The sequence below is a fragment of the Pseudomonas sp. LARHCG127 genome, from assembly GCF_052871455.1.
In genome coordinates, this window is sequence record NZ_JBIXJT010000022.1 from 1 (window position 1) to 25,493 (window position 25,493).

Consider the following 25,493-nt stretch of genomic DNA (forward strand, 5'->3'; position numbering starts at 1 on the left):
TGGTCAGGAGAAACACGTAACTGGAGGCCAGTCGGGACGGTGTATCTGAACCCTGAAAGAGAGCTTACTGTGATCGCAAAAGTGGCATAACAAAACGGTGACGCGACAACTACCTTGAAAAACGCCGCTATCGCGAGCAAGCTCGCTCCCACAGGGGAAGGTGCTCGACCAGGCCCCGCCTGCTCGCCGCCGCTGATGGTGTTCACAGATAACCCAGCCACCACAAACGCCGTGGCGAGGGAGCTTGCTCCCGCTGGGTTGCGAAGCAGCCCCAACCAGGTGATCCCCAATCAACCTGACCCACCGCGCTGCATGATTTTGGGGCCGCTGCGCAGCCCAGCGGGAGCAAGCTCCCTCGCCACAAGAGCCGGCGCGGGTGCATGCTCTGCCACTAATAGACCAAACACTGAAAAATACCTGTGGGAGCGAGCTTGCTCGCGATGGCGGTAGACCAGTCGACATCAATGTTGCCTGACCTGGCCCCTTCGCGAGCAAGCTCGCTCCCACAGTGGTCTGTGTTCGGCCAGTCAATTCTGTCGGCTTTCCCCCCACCCACCACTTCGCCCACCCCCTGGTCAAAACGCCCAGAAAATAGAGCAAATTGGCATATTTCACTGCCCACCCCACACCCCTAACCTAGATCCCAACAACCTCATCACCCGGATCAAGGACATAACAAAAATGACTGAATACAAACTAGCTCTAGTCGGCTTCGGCGGTGTGAACCGGGCATTGGCTCAACTGATTGCCGAGCGCAACCAGCAGTGGAAAACCGAACTCGGCTTCACCCTGAAAATCGTCGGCGTCACCGACCTGTTCCTCGGTTCGGTGATGGACCGCCACGGCCTCGACGCCGCCTCACTGGCCAAACTGCCCACCACCAAAGGCGCCATGGCCCAACTCCCCGGCGGCACCGTCGACGCCCTCAACGAAGCCGTGATCAAAGACTGCGGCGCCGACATCATCGCCGAAGCCACCTTCACCAACCCGGTGGACGGCGAGCCCGCCACCTCGTTCTGCCGCTGGGCCCTGGAGCGTGGCAAACACGTGGTCACCACCAACAAAGGCCCCATCGCCCTGCACGGCGCCGAACTCAAAGCCCTGGCCCAGCGCAACAACGTCGCCTTCGAATACGAAGGTTCGGTCATGAGCGGCACCCCCGTCATTCGCCTTGCCAAACAATCCCTGGCCGGCAGCTCGATCACCGGCTTCGAAGGCATCCTCAACGGCACCTCCAACTTCGTCCTGACCTGCATGGAAGGCGGCCTAGGGTTCGCCGAGGCCGTCAGCCAGGCCCAAGCCCTGGGCTACGCCGAAGCCGACCCAACGGCCGACGTCGCAGGCCATGACGTGCGTCTGAAAGTGGTGATCCTGGCCAACGAACTGCTCGACGCCAAACTCACCGTCAACGACGTCACCTGCAACGGCATCGCCTCCCTCACCCTTGACGACATCGAAAAAGCCCGCCGCGACAACGCACGCTGGAAACTCATCGGCGCCGCCACCCGCAATGCCGACGGCTCCATCAGCGCCAGCGTCGAACCGCGCCTGCTCAGCAACGACCACCCACTGGCGAGCATCAGCGGCGCCACCAACGCCGTGTCGTTCACCAGCGAACTGCTCGGCGCCGTCACCGTCTCCGGCCCGGGCGCCGGCCGCACCGAAACCGCCTTTGCACTGCTGTCCGACATCATCAGCATCCACCAATCGGCAACCCTCAAACAGGAGCACACCCTGTGAACGTATCGCGCCTGGCCCTGGCGGTCGTCGAACCGCACATCGAAGTCCTCAACCCGTTTGACTGCAGCGTCGTCGGCACCGTCGCCGACGTGTGCGCCTCAGAAGTCCCACACCTGCTCGAGACCGGGCGCAGCGGCGCCAAAACCTGCGCCGCACTCCCGCGTCATCGCCGCGCCAGCATCCTCGAACAAGCAGCACTCAACATCGAACGCGACGCCAAAGCCTTCGCCCGACTCATTGTCGACGAAGCCGGCAAGACCCTCAAACAGGCCGAAAAAGAAGTCAAACGCTGCATCAACACCCTCAAACTCTCCGCCGAAGAAGCCAAGCGCAACGCCGGCGAAATCGTCCCGTTCGACGCCTACGAAGGCGCCGAATCGCGCCAGGGCTGGTTCACCCGCGAACCCCTCGGCCTGATCGTCGCCATCACCCCCTACAACGACCCGCTGAACCTGGTCGCCCACAAACTCGGCCCGGCCATCGCCGGCGGCAACGCGGTAATCCTCAAACCGTCCGAACTGGCCCCGTTGTCCGCCCTCAAACTCGTCTCGTACCTGGTCGCCGCCGGCCTGCCTGAAACCGTGGTCACCGTCGCCACCGGCGGCGCCGAACTGGGCAAGGCCCTGGTCGCCGCCCGCGATGTGCGCATGATCTCCTTCACCGGCGGCTTCGTCACCGGCGAACAAATCGCCCGCACCGCCGGCCTGAAAAAACTCGCCATGGACCTCGGCGGCAACGCCCCCGTCATCGTCATGGGCGATTGCAACCTCGACGCCGCCGTCGACAGCTGCGTCTCCGGCGCCTTCTGGGCCGCCGGGCAAAACTGCATCGGCACCCAACGCCTGCTCATCCACGCACCGATCTACGAAGCCTTCCGCGAACGCTTCGTCAACCAGGCCCAAGCCCTCGTCGTCGGCAACCCGCTGCTCGCCAACACCGACATCGGCCCGATGATCACCCAACAAGCCGCGCAGAACGCCGAACAAGTGGTCAACGAAGCCCTGCAACAAGGCGCCACCTTACTCTGCGGCCATCGACGCCAGGGCACCTGCTACGCCGCCACCGTCCTGGAAAACGTCGATCATTCCAGCCGACTCTGGCGCAATGAAGCCTTCGCCCCGGTGGTGGTGTTGCAGCCGTTCGAGACGTTTGATGAGGCGATTACGTTGGCGAACGAACCTGAATACGCGCTTCACGCTGGGATTTTCACCAACGACCTCTGCACCGCGATGAGCGCTGCACGACGGATCGAGGCGGGGGGCGTGATGATCAATGACTCCTCGGATTTCCGTTTCGATGCGATGCCGTTTGGCGGGTCGAAGTATGGGAGCTTGGGCAGGGAAGGGGTGCGGTTTGCATACGAGGAAATGACCCAGCCGAAGGTGGTTTGTTTGAATACGTTGGGGTGAGGGTGGCGAATCAGGTCTCGGACTATGGCCGAGGCGCAGGCGTCGCTTACCTGTCATGTCGCCAAAACGCCATTTCGACAACACGTTTCGTCCTCACGTCGTCACCAGCGACATGAGGACGAAGGGTGTCGCTGGTCAGGGTGATAGGCGCAATCAGCCACATCAAAGCAACTGACCCACCGCCATAACAGGCACTCCACATACCCCCTGTGGGAGCGAGCTTGCTCGCGATAGCGCAACACCAGTCACATCAAAACAACTGACCCACCGCATAAGGCATTCCACACCTCCCATTGTGGGAGCGAGCCTGCTCGCGATAGCGCCAAGCGCCCAGAACACCAAGCGTGCAGGCAACATCGGCGATCTCCCAAAAAACCAACTTCTTCAAACGCTCAAAGCTGAAACGTATCAGCTGTGAGAAAAAAACAAAATATGCACAAATGCATTTTTATGCTTGACCTGCATAGGCAAGCCTCTATAAGGTGATTTCACTGTATGCACATACAGTATTTCTAAATCGCTACTTATTTAAATCCATTCATGGACGAGGCAATAACCTATGAAAACCACCACTGAAAAATTCGGTGCAACCCCCCATCAACCCAGCCTCTGGACCCGCGCCGACGCGCTGAAAGTCCGGGCCGACGACCCCACCACCACTCAACCACTGGTCAGTCCGGATTTCCCGGTACTGAACAACGACGTGTTCATCTGGGACACCATGCCCCTGCGCGACCTGGACGGTAACGTGACGTCCGTCGATGGCTGGTCGGTGATCTTCACCCTGACCGCCGACCGTCATCCAAACGACCCGCAGTACCTCGACGAGGACGGCAACTACGACATCCTCCGCGATTGGAACGACCGCCACGGTCGGGCAAAGATGTACTACTGGTTTTCTCGTACCGGCAAGAACTGGGAGTTCGGTGGCCGCGTGATGGCCGAAGGCGTTTCGCCCACCGCCCGCGAATGGGCCGGCACGCCGATCCTGTTGAACGACCGAGGTGAAGTGGACCTGTATTACACCGCCGTCACCCCAGGCGCGACCATCGTCAAGGTGCGCGGTCGCGTGGTGACCACTGAACACGGTGTCAGCATGGTCGGCTTCGAGAAGGTCAAGCCGCTGTTCGAGGCTGACGGCAACCTGTACCAGACCGAAGCCCAAAACGCCTTCTGGGGTTTCCGCGACCCATGGCCTTTCCGCGACCCGAACGATGGCAAGCTGTACATGCTGTTCGAAGGCAACGTCGCCGGTGAGCGCGGCTCCCACAAAGTAGGCGAGGCAGAAATCGGCGACGTGCCACCGGGTTATGAAGACGTCGGCAACTCGCGCTTCCAGACCGCCTGCGTCGGCATCGCCGTGGCCCGCGACGCGGACGGTGACGACTGGGAAATGTTGCCGCCACTGCTGACCGCCGTCGGGGTAAACGACCAGACCGAGCGCCCGCACTTCGTCTTCCAGGATGGCAAGTACTACCTGTTCACGATCAGCCATACCTTCACCTATGCCGACGGTGTAACCGGGCCGGACGGCGTATACGGTTTCGTCGCGGACTCGCTGTTCGGCCCTTACGTGCCGCTGAACGGTTCCGGCCTGGTGCTGGGCAACCCGTCCTCCCAGCCCTTCCAGACCTACTCGCACTATGTCATGCCAAACGGCCTAGTGACCTCCTTCATCGACAGCGTACCGACCGACGAAACCGGCACGCAGATTCGTGTCGGCGGCACCGAGGCACCCACGGTGGGCATGAAGATAAAAGGTCAGCAGACGTTCGTGGTGGCCGAGTACGACTACGGTTACATCCCGCCGATGCTTGACGTCACGCTCAAGTAACAGCGACACCGGGGTTTCAGGCAGCGGGTTTGCGGTCGATGACAAAACCGTCGTGGATAGGATCGAGATATCCCGCCTGATTCATTGCGACGTTGCTCGCAAGCCTCATTGAACAACGCTTCGTAACCCTCTTCGCGACTGGCTGCAAGGATGCAGCCAGTCGCGCATGCATTCCCCTGCAACGCATGTTCACAAGCTCCTCTGTGGGAGCGAGCTTGCTCGCGATAGCGGTGTGTCAGCCAATATTTCGGCAGCTGTTTATCGTGATCCAGCGAGACCAGCCACGACCGACATCGCCTTGCGCCATTGCCTACAACTACGCCAGAATCCGCCGGCTTGTGCGTCCTTGGCTTCGTCGGTAGTTTTGATCCTGTCACTGCCCATCAGTGATCGGGTTTAGCAGCCCGTCGAGTTGAGTCGCATCAAGCTTCATCAGTCAGGTATCCCCATCCCTGCATTTGATGGTGGCTGTGCGTGGGGCGCCCCCGGGCGCGCCGATTTCTTAACTCGTCGGTCTGCTAACCCGCGTACAGCTGCCACCCACTCGTTTAGCAGCGAGAGGGTTGTGGCCTCACCAAAGAGAGTTAAGGCTATGGTCAAAATTACACCGAACCCTCCGACCACAGATGAGCATGTGTCTCGCGCTCAGTCTGCTCGTAACAATAAGCTTGATGAGGCTGCCAACCGGGCGTTGGATTACTACCTGAAGCCTAAGCCGAAGGAAGAAACGTCTGACAAGCCCAACACCATTTTCCGTATTGCGCCTGATGTTGATTCGGAGTGTCTGCTGGCCAATCTCAGTGAAAACCTGGCTTCGGCGAATGCCATGATCAGTGATTTGGCGTTTGGTCTTGAGGGATCACGACGGCATTTTGCGTTGGGGATTTTGCAGGTGATTGAGGTGAGTGAACTGTTGGCGAATCGGGCTTTGGATATTGTTGAGGTGAGGTAGCAGAGGGTATGGCTTGTCCCTCGGACGTAAAAAAGGTCTTGCATGGCAAGGCCTTTTTTATTGGTTTTTTAGAAGCGCGGAGCTTGTTCCAGTTAGTCTTCTGATTACAACGGCGCAGTTCGCCCTGTATTGGGAGCTTTCAGCGCATCAAGGCGGATGGCAGCAAGTTTTCCTTTCGGGTGGCCGGATCAGCGGTTGCTACGGTCCGGTCGGGCGTATCGAGCCCGGCATCGAGCTGTTTATCGTCGAGGGCATTGCAACGGCTTTCACTCTTCACGAGTAGACCGACAAGCAGTCGCCGCGGCAATGAGCTCCAGTAACTTGCTGCCGGCTGGCTTGGAATTGGAGCGCCTCCGTCCCAGTGCTCTGCTGGTCGTCGGCGGCGATGATTACCGTGTCAAGGACGTTGAGGGCAAGCCCCGCGCGGCCAAGGTGGCCGCCATCCATGCGGCTTCGATTTTCGACTGGAAGTACCTCCTGCCGGCCTGGTCGGAGAATGCGCCGCTGCACCTGTTGGACTTCAACGATTTGGCCGTCTGGCGCGAGGGCCGGGTATAATGCGCCCCGGTGACTGAAATTCAGCCCCCACAGAGCTGACACCTAAGCCGCTGCTACCGGATACCGCGCCACAGACGCTCTATCCCTTGGACGGTCAGACCTACGTGATGCGTGGCGCAGTCGAGGCCATTGTTGAGCATGCAATGGTGTCTGCCGCTATTGCCGGGCAGTGCGTTATTGGCGTAGCCACCCGTCTGGCGCAGCTCCGTGCAAACGCTTGGCACTACAATGGTAAGCCGGAAGGCGCGCTCTGCTCGCTCTTCATGCTGTCGCTGTTCGATTCGGGGGAAGGCAACGATGCAGCTAGAAGAAATCGGCAAATTGCAGGCGCTCGCAGACGTCGAGGCTCAACCAATACCGGTCATAGACACTTTGCACGCTACTCGCAATGCTCCTGGAGAGAATGACACCTGAAGGTAGAGGCTGCTATTTGTGCTCAGCAAGGGAGTCGTTTTCAACGTTTGCGCACAGCACAAATAACTTTCCGGGCCAAAAAACAATACGGCGCGTGTCCTGCAGGTTATGCTCGCCGCTTGCACGGTTTTCAGCGTTCGGCTGAGCAACCTAATAATTGTCTCAAGTCGTTCACTTCGCTCACTCTGGCCTCCAACCGCAGCGCTTTTGAGCGCCGTTTAGCAAAGCGCTAGGCCTTCCGAGCAGCGCTCGAGAAAATTGGGCCGACGCGGCTTATGAATGAAATTAAAACGGATCACCGATGACGAGTACTGAAGCAAACACCGCCGATCTAACTTACGCAGACACACTCTGGAAAACCGCAGACACCCTGCGTGGCCAGGTGGACGCTGCTGAGTACAAGCACGTTGTCCTGGGCTTACTATTTCTCAAATACATCTCCGATAGTTTCGAGAGCCGCAGTGACGACTTACGTGTCGAGCTGATGAACGACGGCATCAAGGGTGAACAGCTCGAACGCCTGCTTGAATCGCGCGACGAATACACTGCCGAGCGTGTGTTTTGGGTGCCGCCCGAAGCGCGTTGGTCGAACTTGCAGAATCAAGCAACGCGCCCCGACATTGCCACGCTGATAGACGACGCGATTCTTGCCGTCGAACGGGACAATGCGAACCTTAAGGGCAAGCTGCCGCGTGATTACGCCCGTCGCGGCATAGAACCGGTGAAAATGAAGGGGCTGATCGACGCGGTCGCTAGCATTGGCTTCAAAGGCGGCCGTGGTCGCGCGCGCGACATGTTGGGTCGTGTATATGAATATTTCCTCGGTAAGTTTGCTGCCGCCGAGGGCAAACTGGGCGGTGAGTTCTACACGCCGCGTAGCGTGGTGCGCGTGTTGGTCGAGATGCTGGAGCCCTACGAGGGTCGTATCTACGACCCCGCTTGCGGTAGTGGTGGTATGTTCGTCCAGTCGGAAAAGTTCGTTGAGGCGCATGGCGGCCGGCGCACCGACGTCTCAATCTTCGGGCAAGAAAGTAACCCTACCACATGGCGCCTAGCGCACATGAACCTCGCCATTCACGGCATCGAAGCAAGGCTGGGTGAGCAACCCGCCGATACTTTCCTACGCGACCAGCATCCCGATCTTCAGGCCGACTTCGTGCTCGCGAACCCGCCGTTCAACGTGAGTGACTGGTCCGGCCAACTGCTGCGAGGCGACAAGCGATGGGCCTACGGTGACCCACCCGTCGGCAGCGCTAACTACGCCTGGATTCAGCACTTCATCCATCATCTTGCCTACCCGAATGGCAAGGGTGGTGGTATGGCAGGATTCGTGATGGCCAACGGCAGCCTGTCGAGCATCACTGGCGGTGAGGGCGACATCCGCCGGAAAATCATCGAGGATGACCTCGTTGATTGCATTGTCGCATTACCAACTCAGCTCTTTTTCACCACCGGCATTCCGGTGTGCCTATGGTTCCTCACCCGCGATAAGACCGGTCGAAATATCCGCAGCGGCACACCCAATCGCCCCGGCGGTCGTTCGGGCGAAACGCTCTTCATTGACGCGCGCAAGCTCGGCACAATGCAGACTCGCGTGCTGCGCATACTCACAGGTATCGATGATGCCGAGTGCGTCCCCGGCACGGGCGACCCACTGCCCACATCGGATGTCGGCCGCATCGTCTACACCTACCGCCGTTGGCGTGGCGAGCCCGCGCCAGATTGGTGGAGCGAGGAAGAACATGGTCCGTGGGCCTTCGCTCCTACTCCCGGTTTCGCCAAGTCAGCGACGATCGATGAGATTGCTAGGCATGGTCACGTCCTCAGCCCCGGCCAATACGTTGGCGCCGAAGAGCAGGTGGAAGACCCCGAGCTTTTCGCCGAGAAGTACCCGCGGCTGATTGCGGCATTGGAGGAGCAACTGGCTGAGGAGGAGCGATTGGTGGCATTGATTCGCGCGGAGCTCGGGAGGCTGGAAAGTGGCGAGTAGCCGATTAACAACCATCGGTGATCTGCTTGCCGAAGACGAGGGCGACATTCAGACCGGTCCTTTCGGCACCAAATTGAAAGCGTCCGAATATACCTCTATTGGCGTACCGGTTATTTCCGTTGGTGAAATTGGGTACGGACGTTTGCGGTTGCATGATCGGACACCACGTGTTGACTCGGCCACTACTGACCGTATGCCTGAGTATGTGCTCAGAAGCGGGGATATCGTCTTCGCACGTAAAGGTGCAGTAGATCGAAGTGCGCAGGTTCAGCCAGAGCAGGATGGTTGGTTTCTAGGCTCCGATGGCATCAGGCTGCGACTTCCACCTTCATGCAATTCAACATTCGTCGCTTATCAACTGCAGCTTCCGGGCCATCGTGCGTGGATGTTGCAACATGCGGCAGGGTCTACAATGCCGTCTCTCAATGAGCGCATCGTGCGACGAATTCCCATCGTTCTCCCCAAACTTGATGAGCAGCGTGCAGTCGCTGCTGTACTTAGCTCAGTGGATGATAAGATCGAGCAAAGCCGTCGGACGATTCGGGCGTTGGAAGAACTGGCTCAGGCGACGTTCAAAGCATGGTTCGTGGACTTCGAACCGGTCAAGGCCAAGGCCGACGGGCAGACCAGCTTCCCCGGCATGCCCTCCGCCGCCTTTACGGCCCTCCCCGACCGCCTAACCGAATCAACGCTGGGGTTAGTGCCTCAGGGGTGGGATATACGACCCATAGGAGATCTCGTGTCGGTTAAGGGCGGAGGTACGCCAAGTACGAAAGTCGCCGAGTATTGGGATAGAGGCACTCATTTTTGGGCGACACCGAAAGACCTCTCCGGTTTGCAAGACCCCGTGTTACTCGAAACGAGCCGGCGTATCACGGAGGCGGGGGCCGAATGTATCAGTTCCGGTGTATTGGAAGAGAACACCGTGTTGTTGTCTTCGCGTGCACCGGTAGGATACACGGCGCTATCCAAAGTGCCGGTAGCGGTTAATCAGGGGTTCATCGCGATGACATGTGACGGACCGCTCCCCCCGCATTACGTACTTCACTGGACGCGATCCATGCTTGGGGAAATTAAGTCACGAGCGAGTGGAACAACATTTCCCGAAATCAGTAAAGGAGCGTTTCGTCCGATACCGGCCATTCTACCTTCTGCAGTCGTGCTGCGTGCATTCGAGAGCTTCACAGCGAATCTTTTCGATCTCATTGAAGCGAATGCACGACAGCGTTCTTCACTCAAGGAGATGAGAGACTATCTGCTCCCGCGACTGCTGAGTGGTGTCGTGAAGGTGCGTCTATGAACGATTTGGCCGCTCGCGATCATGCCGAGCTGGATTCCAAGAACCCGGCCGAAGCGTTACTCCAATGGCGGGAGACGCGCGATGCGGATCGTTACCGCCAATGGTGTTTTGATGCATTTGAAGGATACGTCAGAGTCGGTACGCATGAGTTCCATCCATCCGAAGTGCTGCGCCTTAAGCCGGATGTGGTCGACAAGACCATAGCTGAGTGCAAGTCTCAACTGTTGGAACAGGATGACGAGACGATCTGCGATCAGTTTCCATCACCCATCGCTATCCCTTATCAACAAGTCATTTACGGGCCGCGCGACTCTAATCGTCGATTGACGCGAATGCGTGATACTTGGGAGGGTTTAATTAATTTGCTTTTCGCTATGGTAATTGCTGAGGCCGGAGTAGTTGGAGTCGGAGGCTCGCCCGTTCAGGTGATTGAGGCTGCTTCAAGGCGCGCTATCAAACATAAAGATTTGCGGAGCGACAAACTTTCCATTCGAGTTGGCATAATTGAAGGGATTCTTGAAAGCTGGCGAGCCGCTGGTGTGCAGGCGATACTATCTGATTTGATTCCGGTCGGACTTCCAGCGGAGTTGCGTCGTCTTAATTCGGTGCGTAACGGATTCTCGCATCTAGGAACACTCTCTGACATGCAAGCAGCTCGTTTGGTAGAGGAAAGTCGGCCGATACTACACGACGTTTTGGTGGATTGCCTTTTCCTAGCTGAGACGCAGCTTGCCCGTTTAATCAAAGTGACACCTGGATCCCCGCCTTGTGCGGAAGTAGACCGGTTGAACGGTCACTCGACAGCACGCCATGTCAGCGACTTGGAATTGGATGCGGAAGCACAAAAGGTCGTAATGCAGTCGGGGAAGGTTGGGCCGTATGACCGTGTCCTCGCGAAAGTACGTTCTCGTTGCCTTGATCTGTCTCCCTACTTCTATGCTTGCGATGATAACTCGGGGCATCACACCCTTATTGCATTCTTTAAAAAACGAGCAGCGGATATGTGTCACTTGGAAGTTGTTGGTGAATCCCTTCCGCTGACGTCCGCCGCTAACCTTCATGCGCCCGAGTTCGCCCGCTGCGAAGTTGCGGTTGTTGGGAGCCAAGGAGTTGTTGGCGATGAGTAGCATTTCTGAGCGTTTCATCGAGGAAGAAGCTGCTCGAGTATTCGCAGAGGTAGGCATTCCATGCGAACTGACGCCAAGTCTCGACTTTGACAGTCGCGAGCGACCGGACATTAGCAGTGGTGTCCTCCCGCGTCGACTCGTTGAGCGCGTGCAAGGAATTAATCAAAGTCTACCGAATTCAATCAGCGCGGAAGTTGCGTTGGAGGCCAGTCGGGCGCCCCATCCCACGCTCATAGATAACAATCGATGGTTCCACGACCTACTTACCAATGGGGTGCCAGTGGAATACAAAGATGTTGTCTCCAGCGAGACGCGCGGTGGGCGGATGTGGCTGATCGACTTTGACAATCCCGCCAACAACGACTTTCTGGTCGTGCGGCAGCTCACGATCGCCGGGGCGGATGGCAAGACCATCCGGCCGGATCTTGTGCTCTACGTCAACGGCCTGCCACTAGTTGTTATCGAACTGAAGGACCCGGCCAATACATCGGCGACGTTGGATGCCGCGATGGATCAGCTAGGGCGATACAAGACCATCGCGCCTGATCTGTTCGTACCAAACCTGCTGCTGGTTGTCAGCGACGGGCTGTTGACGCGGGTCGGCAGCATCACCAGCGGCCGGCAGCGGTTCACACCATGGCGGCCCGCCCTTGGAGGCGAACCGACGTTGGAGGCGTTGATCCGCGAACTGCTTAACCCAGCGGCGCTGCTGGAGTATCTGCGGTCTTGCGTGGCGTTCGAGGAGGACGAGCGAGGGACCATTGTCAAGAAGGTGGCGGGATATCATCAATTCCGCGCGGTTCGCAAGGCCCGTGAGAGCATAATTGGTGCAATCAAGAGGCCGGAGCGCACCGAAGAGGAGGCCGCGGGCAAGGGCGGTGTAGTTTGGCACACGCAGGGCAGCGGTAAGAGTCTGACGATGCTGATGTTGGCCGGCACGTTGGTGCGCGCGGCGGAGATGTCCAACCCAACCGTGGTGATCGTCACGGACCGCAACGATCTGGACGATCAGCTCTTTGATACCTTTGCGATGGGCCGCGCATTGCTGCGGCAAGACCCCGTGCAGGCGGACAGTCGCGAGCATCTGCGACTATTGCTCGACCGAGCAAGCGGCGGTGTGGTGTTCACGACGATACACAAGTTCACCGAGGCGCACGGCGCGATCAGTGAGCGTGCGAATGTCGTCGTGATTGCGGACGAAGCGCACCGTAGCCAATACGGCTTTGTCGAAGGCGGGGCACGGTGGATGCGTGAAGCGCTGCCGAACGCGACGTTCATAGGCTTCACCGGCACCCCTTTAACTGCAGGCGACCGCGTGACTCGAAATGTGTTCGGCGAGTACGCCGACGTTTACGACATCCGGGAGGCAGTAGCCGACGGTGCGACGGTACCCATCTACTATGAGTCGCGCATCGTGAAGCTCTCGATCGACGAAGCGGGCGCGCAGCAGGCGGAGGCAAAGATAGCGCAGTATGCGACCCGCGACGAAAACGGACAGGCGACGCCGGAAAACATTCGCATTCCTTTAGAGGGGTTGTACGGCGCACCGGAGCGACTGGAACGCGTGGCGAAGTTCGTGGTGGAACATTGGGAAGAGCGCCGCGCGGCGATGGAAGGCAAGGCGATGCTCGTGACAATGAGCCGCGACATCGCCGCACGGCTGTACGACGAGATTTGCAAGCTGCGTCCGGCGTTTCACGACGACGATGATGCGAAGGGTGTGATGAAGGTCATTATGACCGGTGGCCCGGACGACCCGGAGCACATGGCGCGGCACGCGCGCAGTAAGGCACAGCGCAAGTCGTTGGCAGACAGGTTCAAGGACCCGGCTGACGACTTCCGACTGGCCATCATCGTGGACATGTGGCTGACGGGATTCGATGTGCCTAGCGCGCACACGATGTACCTAGACAAGCCGCTGGCCGGACACAATCTGATGCAGGCCATTGCGAGGGTGAACCGGGTGTACGGCGAAAAGCCTGGTGGGTTGATCGTCGATCTGATCGGGCTGGCCGATCCGTTGGCCGACGCTTTGGCGACGTATGCGAACGCGACGGGTGAAACTGACAAGCCAGTCAAAGAATTGCAAGATGAAGCAATTCCTGCCATGCAGTCGGCGTTTGAGCAACTACGCAGCTTCTTCCACGACTTCAACTATGCTGTGGCGTTAGACATTGATCCGTCGAGGGTGTTGCGTGTGTACCTCGGTGCAATCGACTACGTGCTGGACGTGAAACACACCGTGGGAGACGAAACAGGATGGCGGCGTTTCGGCGGGATGGTGAAGAGGCTGGCAACGGCATTCGCCTTGGCCGTGCCACGGGAGGAAGCGCGGAACATCGCGCCTCATCTAGCGTTCTTCCAGCGTGTAGCCGCGATGATCCGCAAGCGGCTTGCCGACGAGGACGGACCGATAGAGGGGCGAAGTGATGGTTCTACTGACATCGACGCCGCCGTGCGGCAGATCATCGGCAGTGCGGTGGATGCAGGCGAGGTGATCGATCTGTTCGCCGCCGCTGGGCTCGATGCGGCACGGCTGGACATTCTCAGCGACGACTTTCTGGATCGGGTATCAGCTCTGACGCAGAAGAATCTGGCCTTGGAGACGCTGCGCAAGCTATTGGCCGACCAGATCAAACTCAGCGAGCGGTCTAATCTCGTGCAAGCGCAGAAGTTTCGCGAGGCGCTGGAAAGGGCGATACGCGGCTACACAAACAAGCAGATCACCACCGCTCAGATGATTGCGCAGTTGCTAGAACTAGCGAAGTGGGTCCGCGAGGCGAAGCAGCATGGGCAAGAGCTCGGGCTTAGTGACGAGGAAACAGCGTTCTACGATGCCTTGACGGAGAACGGTTCGGCTAAAGAGGTCATGAAGTCCGACCAGCTTCGCGTGATGGCTCGCGAGTTGGCGGAAATGGTCAAGAAGATGCCCCGACTCGACTGGACCCAGCGGGAGAGTGTGCGAGCAGACCTCCGACGAAAGGTGCGTCGCTTGCTGGCTATGTATGGGTATCCGCCGGATCTATCCGAAGTAGCAACGCAGCTCGTCTTGCGTCAAGCTGAGTTATCGACGGAGAGCGCGAAATAGCAGAATGATTTGGGTAGGTGGCTAGCGGTCTACCTATGGCATACAAGGGACGGCGTTAGTGCGCCCATTGAAGCTGAACGTTTACGTCTGCCATAGGCCGATAGCATCCTTTTTTTGGTGGGGCTTCTAAGGCAGCCGCGGCGAAAGGTGTGGCCGAAACGCCCTCTTGAAATGCATCTTAATGTGGCGTTGCCCAACCATGTCGGCTTGGCCGGACACAATTGGGTAATGTCCGAGTTGATTTACGTAGGGTTTACAATCGCTGTTTGAGCCGCGATCACGTTCTGGATCGCTGCATATAGATCGATGGCGGTTTGCTCCGTCTTGATTGAGACAACGAGGCTGTACCGGACACGGTCATTGTAGCGCTCCTGCTTCAGCAGGGTCTTCCACCAGCCGAGGGCTGGGTAGATACCGATCATGCTGCGGTCAGCCAGTTCGGCGGCAGTACCGCGCCAAATATCCGAGTGCAGTGAACCTCGGTGCCGCGTCTGGGTTCCCAACAGCCAGTTAGGATCTGCTCCGCCGCCCTGATAGATACCGTCTTCTTCGTCGCGTGCACGTTTGTTGATACGCTGGCGGAACTGAGTCTTTTCTTCCGTAGGGCGGCTGACATCGAACCTGAGGCCGTGAGATTCGTACCTGTAACGACCTTTGATGCCGCGTTCGACAACTCCGGGGTTGGGCTCAACAAAGTAGGAAAGCGTCACACGCATCTCTACGTTGGTGTTGCCAAGATCGAGCAATTCTTGTTTTGGCCATGGCAGATCATGAAGATGCATATCGCGAGCAGTGGGATTGCCCTTGATCGGCTTCATGAACGGTTGCAGCTCGTCCTCAACGATCAAGGTGAGTGAGTCGCCGGCGCTCCACAGTGCTCGCCCTAAGTCGGGCACCCCAAATCCGCAGGTTTTCACTAGCCGCTCGTAATCGCCTTTCGACCCTGCGCCCAGGAAGTCCTCCTTCATGCGTTCGGTCCACTCAGCAGAGTGGACCACTAGCGCCCGAACAGTCTCTGGCCAGAAGACCGGGTACCTGGACAAAATCTGTACAGCCATGCGGGCTGCCAGCGCAGAGGCCGCGCTGGTGGCCCTAGTGAGGTCGAACAGCCTTACAGTAGGAGTGTGGCAGGTTGTCAGTAGGGAGACCGAGGGATAGTTGTAGGCGGCGAACTGATCCTTAACCAGATTGCCGCCCTCGAACACCACATCAGGCTTAAGTGGCCAGGCGGTGCGCTGCCAGGTCAACGACGTAGTGCTGTAAGGGCTCAGGCTTCCAGCACGAGCCACTGGCTGCAGCGTGGTATTGGGCGGATCGATAGTGACTTTTTGTGTGTACGCCCCTACGCATAACGCGTTCCAGGATTGGCCGGGGTCATGGATACCGTCGGTGGCATTGCTGTTGGGGTAGTCCAACGCCTGATTTTGATCTGCGTTACCGGCTGAAACCACAATCAGTCGTGGATTCGCCCGTTCGCCGAGAACATCGGAAGCCAATCCATCAACTGCGGCGGACCAAGCAGACGGGCGCCCGCGGTCACGAGCATCGGTGCTAGTAATGGCCATGCTGAAGACCCGGCCCACATTTGGCTGGGCGATTTCCGGTAAGGCAACTGCCCACATGGTGAGGGCGCCATAGGGTTCTTTCTGGTTACCTACGGAGGCTTGCAGGATCTTCACTGACTCGACCCGGTGCTGGATTGTGATGGGGCTTTGTGACGACAGCGGGTCAACGAGATCGCCATAAATGGCGAGCCCGGCCAGACCCGTACCGTGGCCCACGTTGTCCTGTACTCCCCACGCTGGATCGACGCTGTACAGGTCGTTAAGGTCGACATGCGAAGCCAGAAGTGGGTGTCCTGGGTTCACTCCGGTGTCGAGGAGGCAGAGGCGCACGCTGTCATCAGGGCCAGCAGTGGTCCGCGCGAGCAACTCATCGACCCATGCGTGTTGCTCGGTTGCGGGCATAGCGTCGAAGAACTCTGCGGTTTCCTTTGCCCTTCGAATTTCTGCGACTTCGTTGAGGAGCAGAATCGATTGGGTAATTGCCGCTTTCGATGCGAAGACGTTCAGCACTGTGCGTTCAGGGAAGTGGAGAGTTTTCTCTGAAGTGATGAAGCCAGAGGCTTCTGCAATGGTTCGGAATCGATTGAGTACAGCCTCGCGATCTTGCCGGACCGGCAACCAAAATTCCCACCATATTGTGTCGGTATCGTTCGCAGGAAGTACCGAGGGATCATCGGTCCAGAGTGCATTGAACGCGGCAAACCGGATCTCCTGAATCGGGTTGAGCAGCGGTGCGTTACGTGGTTGCCCCTTGGACGTATTCGCCTCCAGATACTGGCTAATGATGCTCTCAAAAGCCTTAAGCTGGCCATCGGGAACGAAAACCGTTGCCATGTCGGTATGGTTTTCTCGGTCACGGCGCAGGTTTAGTAACTCAATGCGCTGCGCTCCACGAGCAAGCCCCTCGAACGCCAACTCGAATCCGGGGAAGCTTTTGAATTCGATCTGCAGACCAAACCCGCTATCTCGACCTGATTGGCGCTGAAGATTGATGGCCTCGGTCATCTGCGAGCCAACGGATCGCAATTGGCCAAGCAACGCCGCACCGTGTCTGGCTCGGTCCTGCGGCGGGAAACGTGGTTCCCTAGTTGCGGATGCTGTGGAGCGGAACCTTTCTGGTTGCCCTGTTCCATGAAAGTGAAAATGTGGTCGCTGTCCTGCCTTTGGTTCCGTCATCTAGAGGCTCTACTAACTTAAGAACGTTGTCTCCCATGGAAAGCCTTTCGTTCCTCAAGATGCTTTTCCACGTCCTTGATGTCGACCTGTAGGCGGTCATTAATGATCGCATCCTTGATCGCATCGTCTGCTGCCCTTGCAAGCTCTGCGTAGCTGAGGCCCTCTGCAATCTTGCAGAGTTTTTCCCAACTGCGAATCGACTTCGAGTAATTGACGAGCCGACTCTTCAGCGCGGCTTTTGTTTGTTCCTGATTAGGGAGCCCATATTCGATAACATCATCGAAGCGGCGGAACAAGGCGTAGTCAAGAATTTCTGGATGGTTCGTGGCCGCGATGATCAGGCTATTGGACTGATCCTGCTCAATCATCTGCAGGAAGCTATTCAGGACGCGACGGATCTCGCCCACGTCGTTGGCCAGGCTGCGTTGTGAGCCGATCGCGTCGAACTCGTCAAAAAAGTAGATGCCGCGTGTATCGCGGATGGCATCAAAGATCTGGCGAAGCTTTGATGCAGTTTCACCCATGAACTTGGTGATGAGGCTGTCTAGGCGAACGGCGTATAGAGGAATGCCTAGTTCGCCAGCAAGTGCGGAGGCCGTCATGGTCTTACCGGTGCCGGGTGGACCAACAAGTAGGAGTTTGCGACGTGGTGATAGGCCGTGAGCGCGGATTTTCTCGAAATTACGCTGCTCATTGATGATCCGGGCCAAGCGATTGTGCGTGGCCTCATCCAGGATCATTTCCGAAAATCGAGTGCGAGGTAGAACGGCAGAGAGCAGATTACCCAGCTCGCCTCGTGGCTGACCGATCGGAACCGGAGAGTTCAACGGCATGCGGTTTTTCTTGGCCGAGTCGATGAGGGCCCGCAAGTCCTCCGCGAGCTTGCCATGCCCCTGCTTTGCTTCATGTGCCGCCAGCTGCATAGCGACGGACAAGAAGTGGGCATCATCCCCCTTGATGTGTGAGCGCAGAAGCGCTTTCAGATGTTCGCTGCTAGCCATAGTGCTCAACCCTTCTAAGCCGGTAGTGTAACCGCTTAGAGGTGAATAGACCTTGATAGGATCAATTTTCCTGTTGCGTAGTAGCGGTCCGGTGCTAGATCGACCATTCGTCGAATTCATTCTGAAAAAAACAGCGATTTCATAGATTCATAATGACTACCTCTGGCCGATTTTTCCTCTCGCCGCCGGTAGCTCCGATTCGAGCTCACCCGGTCTTACTATGGCGTGTATAGCTCAAACCGCGTGCAAGCAGGTGGTCAATATGAATGCAAATGGTGGTCACGCGATATGACGACAGATCGATTGCGTCAAAGAAATCGCGTAAATGGAACAGCGGCTCACCCAGAGCTTGGGTGTGGGTCAAAGGTCGGCATTCTGTCCGGCTTTCAGACATTAAAAAGCCGGCTTATGGCCGGCTTCTCGTTGACTAACTCAGTTCGTTTTTGACAAACCTCACCAGCCTTCAAAACGTACATCCGGCTCTTGCGGCCGGCTGTGGGACTTGGTCAGAAAGTGATCTGCCTTGTCGGTGCGAGGCGTGGGCTCGCAAATGTGGGGCGGAGGATACGCGGGTTTGCTTTGGAATCCCAGTGGTAAGTGGTGTGGAATCATTGGGTTAGGGGTGAAAGAGCAAAAGATCGCAGGCTTCGCCAGCTCCTACAGGGCCCAGCGGGAGCAAGCTCCCTCGCCACGGGGAGCTGCGGTGGATTTGGGTTAGTCGAACACCGGCGGTCTCTGTTTGTTGAGGGTGGACCACCAGAACACCCAGCCGATCACGTGGATGTGTTGCTTGTCGATCTGTTCTGCGCTGAAGACTTCGTCGGGATACGCAGCACTGTTATGGCTCCGCAGCCGCAGTCGATTACCGGGGATTCTGTGGAGGTATTTGATGCGGAGCATGCCGTCATGTTCGAGGGCGTAGATTTGGCCGTCGACGATTTGGGTCAGGCCGCGGTCGATGGCGAGGGTGGAGCCGTCTTCGATGCGTTCGGCCATGCTGTCGCCGACCATGGTGATGCAGATGGCGTCGTTGGGGTCGATTTCCAGGGATTCGAGGTGGCTGCGGGGCAGGCGGATGGATTGGTCGGGGATTTCGACGATGTGGGTTTTGGTTTCGCCGGGGGCGATGGGGACTTCCTTGTAAAAAGGCAGTTCGATGTCCGTGGGTTCTGCCACGCTATAGACGCCGTCGTTTTCGGCGGCTTCATAGGTGGTGCCGGGGCCGAGGCCCAATGGGGTTTGCGGGCCTTCGCCGTGGGCGAGCCATTGCGGGCTGACGGTCAGCAGGCTGGCGATGCTGTGGATGCGCCCGGGCGGGATGCCACGGTTGAACCAGTTGTTCACGTGTTGGGATTTCACGCCATATAACTTCGCAAAGTCGGCGGAACGGATGTTCGCTTCTTTTAGAAGGGCTCGGAAGCGGTCGCCACTGGACTGTATTTTCATAAACGGGAAGTTTAGGGGCGACGGTGTTTTCGGCAATAAACAGGTTGTTCAAATATATAAGATGATCTTTCCGTTTGCAGGATTTGAAAGGCGCGGGCTAAACGGGTTTAAACGATGTTAATACGAAGCTGTATTAAGGTCCATTAAGGCATAAAAAAACCCCGGTGCAAACCGGGGTTCTTTATTCAAGTACGGCTTAGCCTTTGTAGGCGGCAACCGACTGGGTGATCGCTTCGCGGGCGGCGTCTGCGCCGGCCCAGCCTTCGATCTTGACCCACTTGCCTTTTTCGAGGTCTTTGTAGTTCGCGAAGAAGTGTTCGATCTGCTGGATCAGCAGCGGTGGCAGGTCGGTGTATTCCTTCACGTCGACGTACAGTTGCGACAGTTTGTCGTGTGGCACTGCGATGACTTTGGCATCGCCGCCGCCGTCGTCGGTCATGTTCAGGATGCCGACTGGACGGGCGCGGATGACCGAGCCTGGGGCCACTGGGTAGGGGGTCACGACCAGCACGTCGAGGGGGTCGCCGTCGTCGGCCAGGGTGTTGGGGATGTAACCGTAGTTGGCCGGGTAGAACATCGGGGTGGCCATGAAACGGTCAACGAACAGGCAGTCGCTGTCTTTGTCGATTTCGTATTTGATCGGGGCGTGGTTGGCCGGGATTTCGATTGCGACGTAGATGTCGTTCGGCAGGTCTTTGCCAGCCGGAATCTTGCTGTAGCTCATTGGGCGGTGCCCCCGTTAGTTGACCAAATGACTGGTCGGATTGACCAAAAAGTGGCGGCGATTATAGGCATATTCCGCCGCTGTTGCCACGCTACCAGGGTCTTAGGCTTTGTACGAAAAGTGCCTGCGCGACGATCATGCTGCGTTGAAAACAGGCTCGGAATGCTCATTGACAACCAGTCAACTCCGCTTCCTCGCCTGTTTTCGCCTTGCCTGATCGCCGCTCGGCGACTTTTCGTACAAACCCTAGACCTTAGTATGACGCCTGATAGACCGGATCTTCGGCCTGAAGTTGCCGCAGCCGGGCCAATGGATCCTGGCGGTAGAACCCCTTGAGCTGTTCATACACCCGTGGATAGGCCTGGTGTAGCAGGTCTGGGGCGCTGAAGAAGTATTCGCTGGTGACGGCGAAGAACTCGGCGGGGTTTTCCGCGGCGTAGGGATCGATGGCGGTTTGTGCGTCGGGGTTCTGGTCGAGTTGGCGGTCGAGGTCGTCGAAGGCTTGCTGCATGGCCTCGGCCCAGTCGCTGACGCGCATGTCGGCGTGCAGCGGTGGCAGGCCGTTGGCGTCGCCGTTGAGCATGTCGAGTTTGTGCGCCAGTTCGTGGATCACCAGGTTGTAGCCGTCCCAGCCGCCGCTGGCCATGACGCCGTCCCAGGCCAGGATGATCGGGCCTTGGGGCCAGGCTTCGCCGCTGTGTTCGCCGTCCCACTCGTGTTCGATGCCGCTGGCGTCGCGGTACCGCTGGGGGCTGAGGAAGTCGTCGGGGTAGAGGACGATTTCGTGGAAGCCCTGGTACCAGTTCAGCTCGCCGAGGTGCATCAGCGGTAATTGGGCCTGGGCGGCGAGCAGCAGGCGTTGTTCCTGGTGCAGTTCGACGCCGGGCAGGGCGGTGAGGTGTTTGTCATGCAGGAACAGCACGCAGGCTTCCCGCAGCCATTGGTCCTCGGCGGGGCTGATGCCGTCGAGGAAGCTCAATTGTTGGCGCACCCGCTGCCAGGTGTCCTCGGCCATGGGGTGTTTGGCGAGGGTGCGTCGGCGGCGCCAGTTGCTCAGGGACCACATGGCGATCAGCGCGGTTGGGCTTTCGAGGCGCGCTGGCTCAGTTTGCTGCGCACCAGGCTGATGATCATCGGCAGCAGCGACAGCAGGATGATGCCCACCACCAGCAGCGACAGGTTTTGCTTGATGAAGGGCACGTTGCCGAAGAAGTAGCCGAGGGTCACCAGGCCGCCGACCCAGAGGACGGTGCCGAGGACGCTGAAGCCGAAGAAGCGCAGGTAGTTCATCTTGCCGACGCCGGCGACGAAGGGGGCGAAGGTGCGGATGATCGGCAAGAAGCGCGCCAGGGTCACGGTTTTACCGCCGTGTTTGGCGTAGAAGTCGTGGGTTTGCTGCAGGTAGTCGCGGCGGAAGATTTTCGAGTTGGGGTTGCTGAAGAGTTTTTCGCCGGCGGTGCGACCGATGAGGTAGTTGGTGCTGTCGCCGAGGATGGCCGCGAGCATCAGCAGGCCGCCCAGCAGGACGGGGTCCATGGCGCCACCGGCGGCGACGGCGCCGGCGATGAACAGCAGGGAATCGCCGGGCAGGAATGGCATGACCACCAGGCCGGTTTCACAGAAGATCACCAGGAACAGGATGGCGTAGACCCACGTCCCGTAGTTGGTCACCAGCATGTCGAGGTAGACGTCGAGATGCAGGATGAGGTCGAGGGGGTTGAAATCCATGTATGGCACCTGTGGTGGCGGCCCGACTCGGCAGGCGGGTGGGTCTGGCTTTGAGTATGGCTACAGGGTGTGTAGCTTTTTCTTACAAGCTGGGAAGAGCGGCATTATACGGTGGGGCGGGGGGAGTGCGGGGGGAGTTTGTAGCTGGGGATTTCTGAGGGATTGCCTGGATGAGGCGTGGCTCGGACCGCTTTTGTGGCGAGGGAGCTTGCTCCCGCTGGAGCGCGAAGCGGTCCTAACAGCTGCCACCGCGGTCATCCTGATGTACCGCGTGCTCAGGGATTGGGGCTGCTGCGCAGCCCAGCGGGAGCAAGCTCCCTCGCCACAAGGGGGTTACTCGGCCACGAAGTTTCATTCCGTCCCAAGGACGGTGGTGCTAAGGGGGGGCTTTGGTTGTTGGGTCTGTAATGGGTGCTGGCGCAGGCTGTCTTGTGTGGCGAGGGAGCTTGCTCCCGCTGGAGCGCGAAGCGGTCCCAACAGCAGCCATCGCGGTCATCCTGATGTACCACATGGTCAGGGATTGGGGCTGCTGCGCAGCCCAGCGGGAGCAAGCTCCCTCGCCACAAGGGTTTCACTCGGCCACAGAGGTTTGATCGCTCCCACGCGGAGCGTGGGGACGATCAGTCCGCGGTCATCAGGTCAAATCTTCGCTGATCGGCAGCACGTAGTTCTTGAACTCGGTGTCTTCCTTGAAGCCGATCGACTCGTAGGTCTTCTGCGCCACTTCGTTGTTGCTGCTGGTGGAGACGCGCATGCGCACGGCGTTGGTTTCCTTGGCCATTTTTTTTGCGGTGCGGATCAGGTTGTCGGCGACCAGTTGGCGGCGGGCGTCTTCGGCGACGTAGATGTCGTTGAGGATCCACACGCGCTTGAGCGACAGCGATGAGTAGCTTGGGTAGAGCTGGCAGAAGCCCAGCAGTCGGTTGTCGTCGTCATCGGGCAGGGCCAGGTAGATCACCGACTCTTTGCGGCGCAGGCGCTTTTCGAGGAAGGCTCGGGACGAATCCGGGTAGGGCAGTGAGCCGTAGAATTCCCGGTATTTGACGAACAATGGGGTCAGCAGGTCCAGGTGTTCCAGGGTTGCTTGGATAATCCGCATGGTAGGTCTCGTCTGCAAGGGTCGACAGATATTCAGACAACACTGTCGCGCTGCCGTGCTTTTGATGCTGCCTGAAAGCGGATCAAAAACGCAATCGGATAAACGGATCAGTTGCGGGGCGGCGCCAGTAGGAAATTACCTTTCATATCGGCAGCGTTTTCCGCCTCTAGAGTGTTTACCTGGGCTTCGTCCTTCAGATTGACCCCCGAGAGCTGCCGGCGGCAGGCCTCGCGCATCAGGTAGATCAGGCGATGAGCCGCCATGCCGTAGCTCAGGCCTTCGAGGCGAACGTTGGAGATGCAGTTGCGATAGGCATCGTTCAGGCCGACCTTGGGGGCGTAGGTGAAATACAGCCCCAGGCTGTCGGGGGAGCTGAGGCCGGGGCGTTCGCCGATCAGGATCACCGACATCTTGGCACCGAGCCGTTCGGCGACTTCATCGGCCACGGCGACGCGGCCTTGTTCCACCAAAACGATGGGCGACACCGACCAGCCTTCAGCGGTGATCTGCTCTTCCAGTCGCGCGAGGAACGGCAAGGTATGCCGATGCACGGCCAGCGCCGACAGGCCGTCAGCCACGACGATGACCAGGTCCACGCCGCCCGGATGGGCCGCCGCGTACGCGTCCAGGATTTGCGCGGATGCCTCATCGAGCCGTCGGCCCAGGTCCGGACGTTGTAGATAACTGTTGCGGTCGCTGGCCGCGCTATGGAGCAACAGGCTCTCACGGCCGCGTTCATCCAGTTGTGCGCGGATGCCCGGGTGGTCGAACGCCAGGTGTACGGCATCGCGAGCCTGGGCATGGGCGAACTGGAAATCCAGTTGCGCCGAGGTCGGCAGGCTGGTGCCGGTGCGGCCTAGGGCGATGCGCGCCGGGGTCAGGTTGCGCAGGTTCAGCCAGGGGTTTTGTGGATCGACAGGTGATTTATCCATGGCAGGTCTCTTATCCCAAGTGCGCTAAGGCATGACGAAACGCCGGTGGCAGGTTGTCGCCGAACCGCACCCGGCCATCGGCCTGGGTGAAGATGCCCATGTTCGCGAGCCACAGTTCGAATTCCGGCGCCGGCTTGAGGCCGAGGGTCTGGCGGGCGTAGAGGGCGTCGTGGAACGAGGTGGTCTGGTAGTTGAGCATGATGTCGTCGGAGCCGGGGATGCCCATGATGAAGTTGATCCCGGCCACGCCCAGCAGGGTCAGCAGGGTGTCCATGTCGTCCTGGTCGGCTTCGGCGTGGTTGGTGTAGCAGATGTCGCAGCCCATTGGCACGCCCAGCAACTTGCCGCAGAAGTGGTCTTCGAGGCCGGCGCGGATGATTTGTTTGCCGTTGTAGAGGTATTCCGGGCCGATGAAGCCTACAACCGTGTTCACCAGGAACGGGTTGAAATGTCGCGCCACCGCGTAGGCCCGGGTCTCGCAGGTCTGTTGATCGACACCGTGGTGGGCGTTGGCCGACAGCGCGCTGCCCTGGCCGGTTTCGAAATACATCAGGTTGTTGCCCAACGTGCCGCGATTCAGGCTGAGCCCGGCGTCGTAGCCTTCCTTCAAGATGTTCAGGCTGATGCCGAAACTGGCGTTGGCCGCTTCGGTGCCGGCGATAGACTGGAACACCAGGTCCAAGGGCACGCCGCGGTTGGCCGCTTCGATGGACGTGGTGACGTGGGTCAGCACGCAGCCCTGGGTGGGGATGTCGTAGCGCTGGATGATGGCATCGAGCATTTCCAGCATGGCGCAGATCGAGGCCGTGCTGTCGGTGGCCGGGTTGATGCCGATCATGGCGTCGCCGTTGCCGTAGAGCAGGCCGTCGAGGATGCTCGCGGCGATCCCGGCCGGTTCGTCGGTGGGGTGGTTGGGTTGCAGGCGGGTGGACAGGCGCCCGCGCAGGCCGAGGGTGCCGCGGAACTTGGTCACCACGCGGATTTTCTGCGCCACTAATACCAGGTCCTGCACGCGCATGATCTTCGACACGGCGGCGACCATTTCCGGTGTCAGGCCCGGGGCGAGTGCCCGCAGGCTCTGTTCATCGGCGGCGTCGCTGAGCAGCCAGTCGCGGAAACCGCCAACGGTGAGGTGGCTGACGGTGGCGAAGGCTTGTTTGTCGTGGGTGTCGACGATCAGCCGGGTGACTTCGTCGACCTCGTAAGGAATCAGCATTTCTTGCAGGAAATGGCTGAGGGGCAGGTCGGCCAACGCCATTTGCGCGGCCACGCGCTCGCCATCGTTGAGGGCGGCGATCTCGGCCAGGAAGTCCCCGGAACGGGCCGGGCTGGCCTTGGCCATCAGGTCTTTGAGGCTGTCGAAGCGGTAGGTCTGGGCGCCGACCGTGTGTGCAAAGCTGGCCATACAGG

19 protein-coding genes are annotated in these 25,493 nt (G+C 58.9%); 10 read left to right on the top strand and 9 right to left on the bottom strand.

All coding sequences use genetic code 11. From position 1 onward, the window contains the following. Positions 1-681: 681 nt before the first annotated feature. The 10 genes from ACIPQ1_RS26460 (at position 682) to ACIPQ1_RS26505 (ending at position 14,412) form a co-directional block, all read left to right on the top strand. Entirely contained in the window at positions 682-1,740 is a 1,059-nt protein-coding gene (locus ACIPQ1_RS26460; protein ID WP_446535048.1) for a homoserine dehydrogenase, read from the top strand. Further along, on the top strand, positions 1,737-3,149 hold the full coding sequence (locus ACIPQ1_RS26465; protein ID WP_446535049.1) for an aldehyde dehydrogenase family protein: 1,413 nt from the start codon (positions 1,737-1,739) through the stop codon (positions 3,147-3,149). Before ACIPQ1_RS26460 ends, ACIPQ1_RS26465 begins: the two co-directional genes overlap by 4 nt. Positions 3,150-3,708: 559 nt before the next feature. Then, positions 3,709-4,983 (top strand): glycoside hydrolase family 68 protein, encoded by a 1,275-nt coding sequence (locus ACIPQ1_RS26470; protein WP_434704042.1) that lies wholly within the window; start codon positions 3,709-3,711, stop codon positions 4,981-4,983. A gap of 592 nt (positions 4,984-5,575) precedes the next feature. Then, a complete protein-coding gene (locus ACIPQ1_RS26475; protein WP_446535050.1) occupies positions 5,576-5,935 on the top strand; it encodes a DUF6124 family protein in 360 nt (119 codons plus the stop codon). Between the two features lie 13 nt (positions 5,936-5,948). Next, a complete protein-coding gene (locus ACIPQ1_RS26480) occupies positions 5,949-6,218 on the top strand; it encodes a hypothetical protein (RefSeq protein ID WP_163006682.1) in 270 nt (89 codons plus the stop codon). A 23-nt stretch (positions 6,219-6,241) separates the two neighbouring features. Next, positions 6,242-6,493, top strand: coding sequence for a hypothetical protein (locus ACIPQ1_RS26485; RefSeq protein ID WP_446535051.1), 252 nt, complete (start codon positions 6,242-6,244; stop codon positions 6,491-6,493). Between the two features lie 715 nt (positions 6,494-7,208). After that, complete coding sequence (locus ACIPQ1_RS26490) at positions 7,209-8,897, top strand: HsdM family class I SAM-dependent methyltransferase (protein WP_122565017.1); 1,689 nt, start codon at positions 7,209-7,211, stop codon at positions 8,895-8,897. Beyond that, entirely contained in the window at positions 8,887-10,197 is a 1,311-nt protein-coding gene (locus ACIPQ1_RS26495) for a restriction endonuclease subunit S (protein ID WP_446535052.1), read from the top strand. The genes ACIPQ1_RS26490 and ACIPQ1_RS26495 overlap by 11 nt, the downstream gene beginning before the upstream one ends. Continuing rightward, complete coding sequence (locus tag ACIPQ1_RS26500; RefSeq protein ID WP_122565019.1) at positions 10,194-11,324, top strand: hypothetical protein; 1,131 nt, start codon at positions 10,194-10,196, stop codon at positions 11,322-11,324. Before ACIPQ1_RS26495 ends, ACIPQ1_RS26500 begins: the two co-directional genes overlap by 4 nt. Further along, positions 11,317-14,412: a type I restriction endonuclease subunit R gene (locus ACIPQ1_RS26505; protein WP_446535053.1), complete on the top strand. Its 3,096-nt coding sequence runs from the start codon at positions 11,317-11,319 to the stop codon at positions 14,410-14,412. The genes ACIPQ1_RS26500 and ACIPQ1_RS26505 overlap by 8 nt, the downstream gene beginning before the upstream one ends. Before the next feature lie 242 nt (positions 14,413-14,654). Here ACIPQ1_RS26505 and ACIPQ1_RS26510 read toward each other — a convergent pair whose 3' ends face one another. From ACIPQ1_RS26510 to ACIPQ1_RS26550, 9 genes are all read right to left on the bottom strand, one after another. Further along, positions 14,655-16,982: a S8 family peptidase gene (locus ACIPQ1_RS26510; protein ID WP_446535054.1), complete on the bottom strand. Its 2,328-nt coding sequence runs from the start codon at positions 16,980-16,982 to the stop codon at positions 14,655-14,657. A gap of 188 nt (positions 16,983-17,170) precedes the next feature. Next, entirely contained in the window at positions 17,171-18,154 is a 984-nt protein-coding gene (locus ACIPQ1_RS26515; RefSeq protein WP_122565022.1) for an ATP-binding protein, read from the bottom strand. Positions 18,155-18,868: 714 nt separating this feature from the next. Then, positions 18,869-19,600 carry a LexA family transcriptional regulator gene (locus ACIPQ1_RS26520; RefSeq protein WP_446535055.1) on the bottom strand — a complete coding sequence of 244 codons (732 nt, stop codon included), beginning with the start codon at positions 19,598-19,600 and terminating at the stop codon, positions 18,869-18,871. A gap of 196 nt (positions 19,601-19,796) precedes the next feature. Then, the gene (ppa, locus tag ACIPQ1_RS26525; protein ID WP_186613746.1) at positions 19,797-20,324 is read right to left on the bottom strand and encodes an inorganic diphosphatase; all 528 of its coding nucleotides are present in this window, start codon (positions 20,322-20,324) and stop codon (positions 19,797-19,799) included. Between the two features lie 253 nt (positions 20,325-20,577). Beyond that, positions 20,578-21,390 carry a M90 family metallopeptidase gene (locus tag ACIPQ1_RS26530; protein ID WP_446535056.1) on the bottom strand — a complete coding sequence of 271 codons (813 nt, stop codon included), beginning with the start codon at positions 21,388-21,390 and terminating at the stop codon, positions 20,578-20,580. A gap of 5 nt (positions 21,391-21,395) precedes the next feature. Next, on the bottom strand, positions 21,396-22,052 hold the full coding sequence (locus tag ACIPQ1_RS26535) for a DedA family protein (RefSeq protein WP_186730282.1): 657 nt from the start codon (positions 22,050-22,052) through the stop codon (positions 21,396-21,398). Between the two features lie 634 nt (positions 22,053-22,686). Beyond that, positions 22,687-23,151, bottom strand: a complete 465-nt coding sequence (locus ACIPQ1_RS26540) for a GNAT family N-acetyltransferase (RefSeq protein WP_186706590.1) — start codon at positions 23,149-23,151, stop codon at positions 22,687-22,689. 107 nt (positions 23,152-23,258) lie between these two features. Continuing rightward, positions 23,259-24,083: an ethanolamine ammonia-lyase subunit EutC gene (gene eutC / locus ACIPQ1_RS26545; RefSeq protein ID WP_446535057.1), complete on the bottom strand. Its 825-nt coding sequence runs from the start codon at positions 24,081-24,083 to the stop codon at positions 23,259-23,261. A gap of 10 nt (positions 24,084-24,093) precedes the next feature. Further along, positions 24,094-25,488, bottom strand: coding sequence for an ethanolamine ammonia-lyase subunit EutB (locus tag ACIPQ1_RS26550; RefSeq protein WP_446535058.1), 1,395 nt, complete (start codon positions 25,486-25,488; stop codon positions 24,094-24,096). Positions 25,489-25,493: the final 5 nt, after the last annotated feature.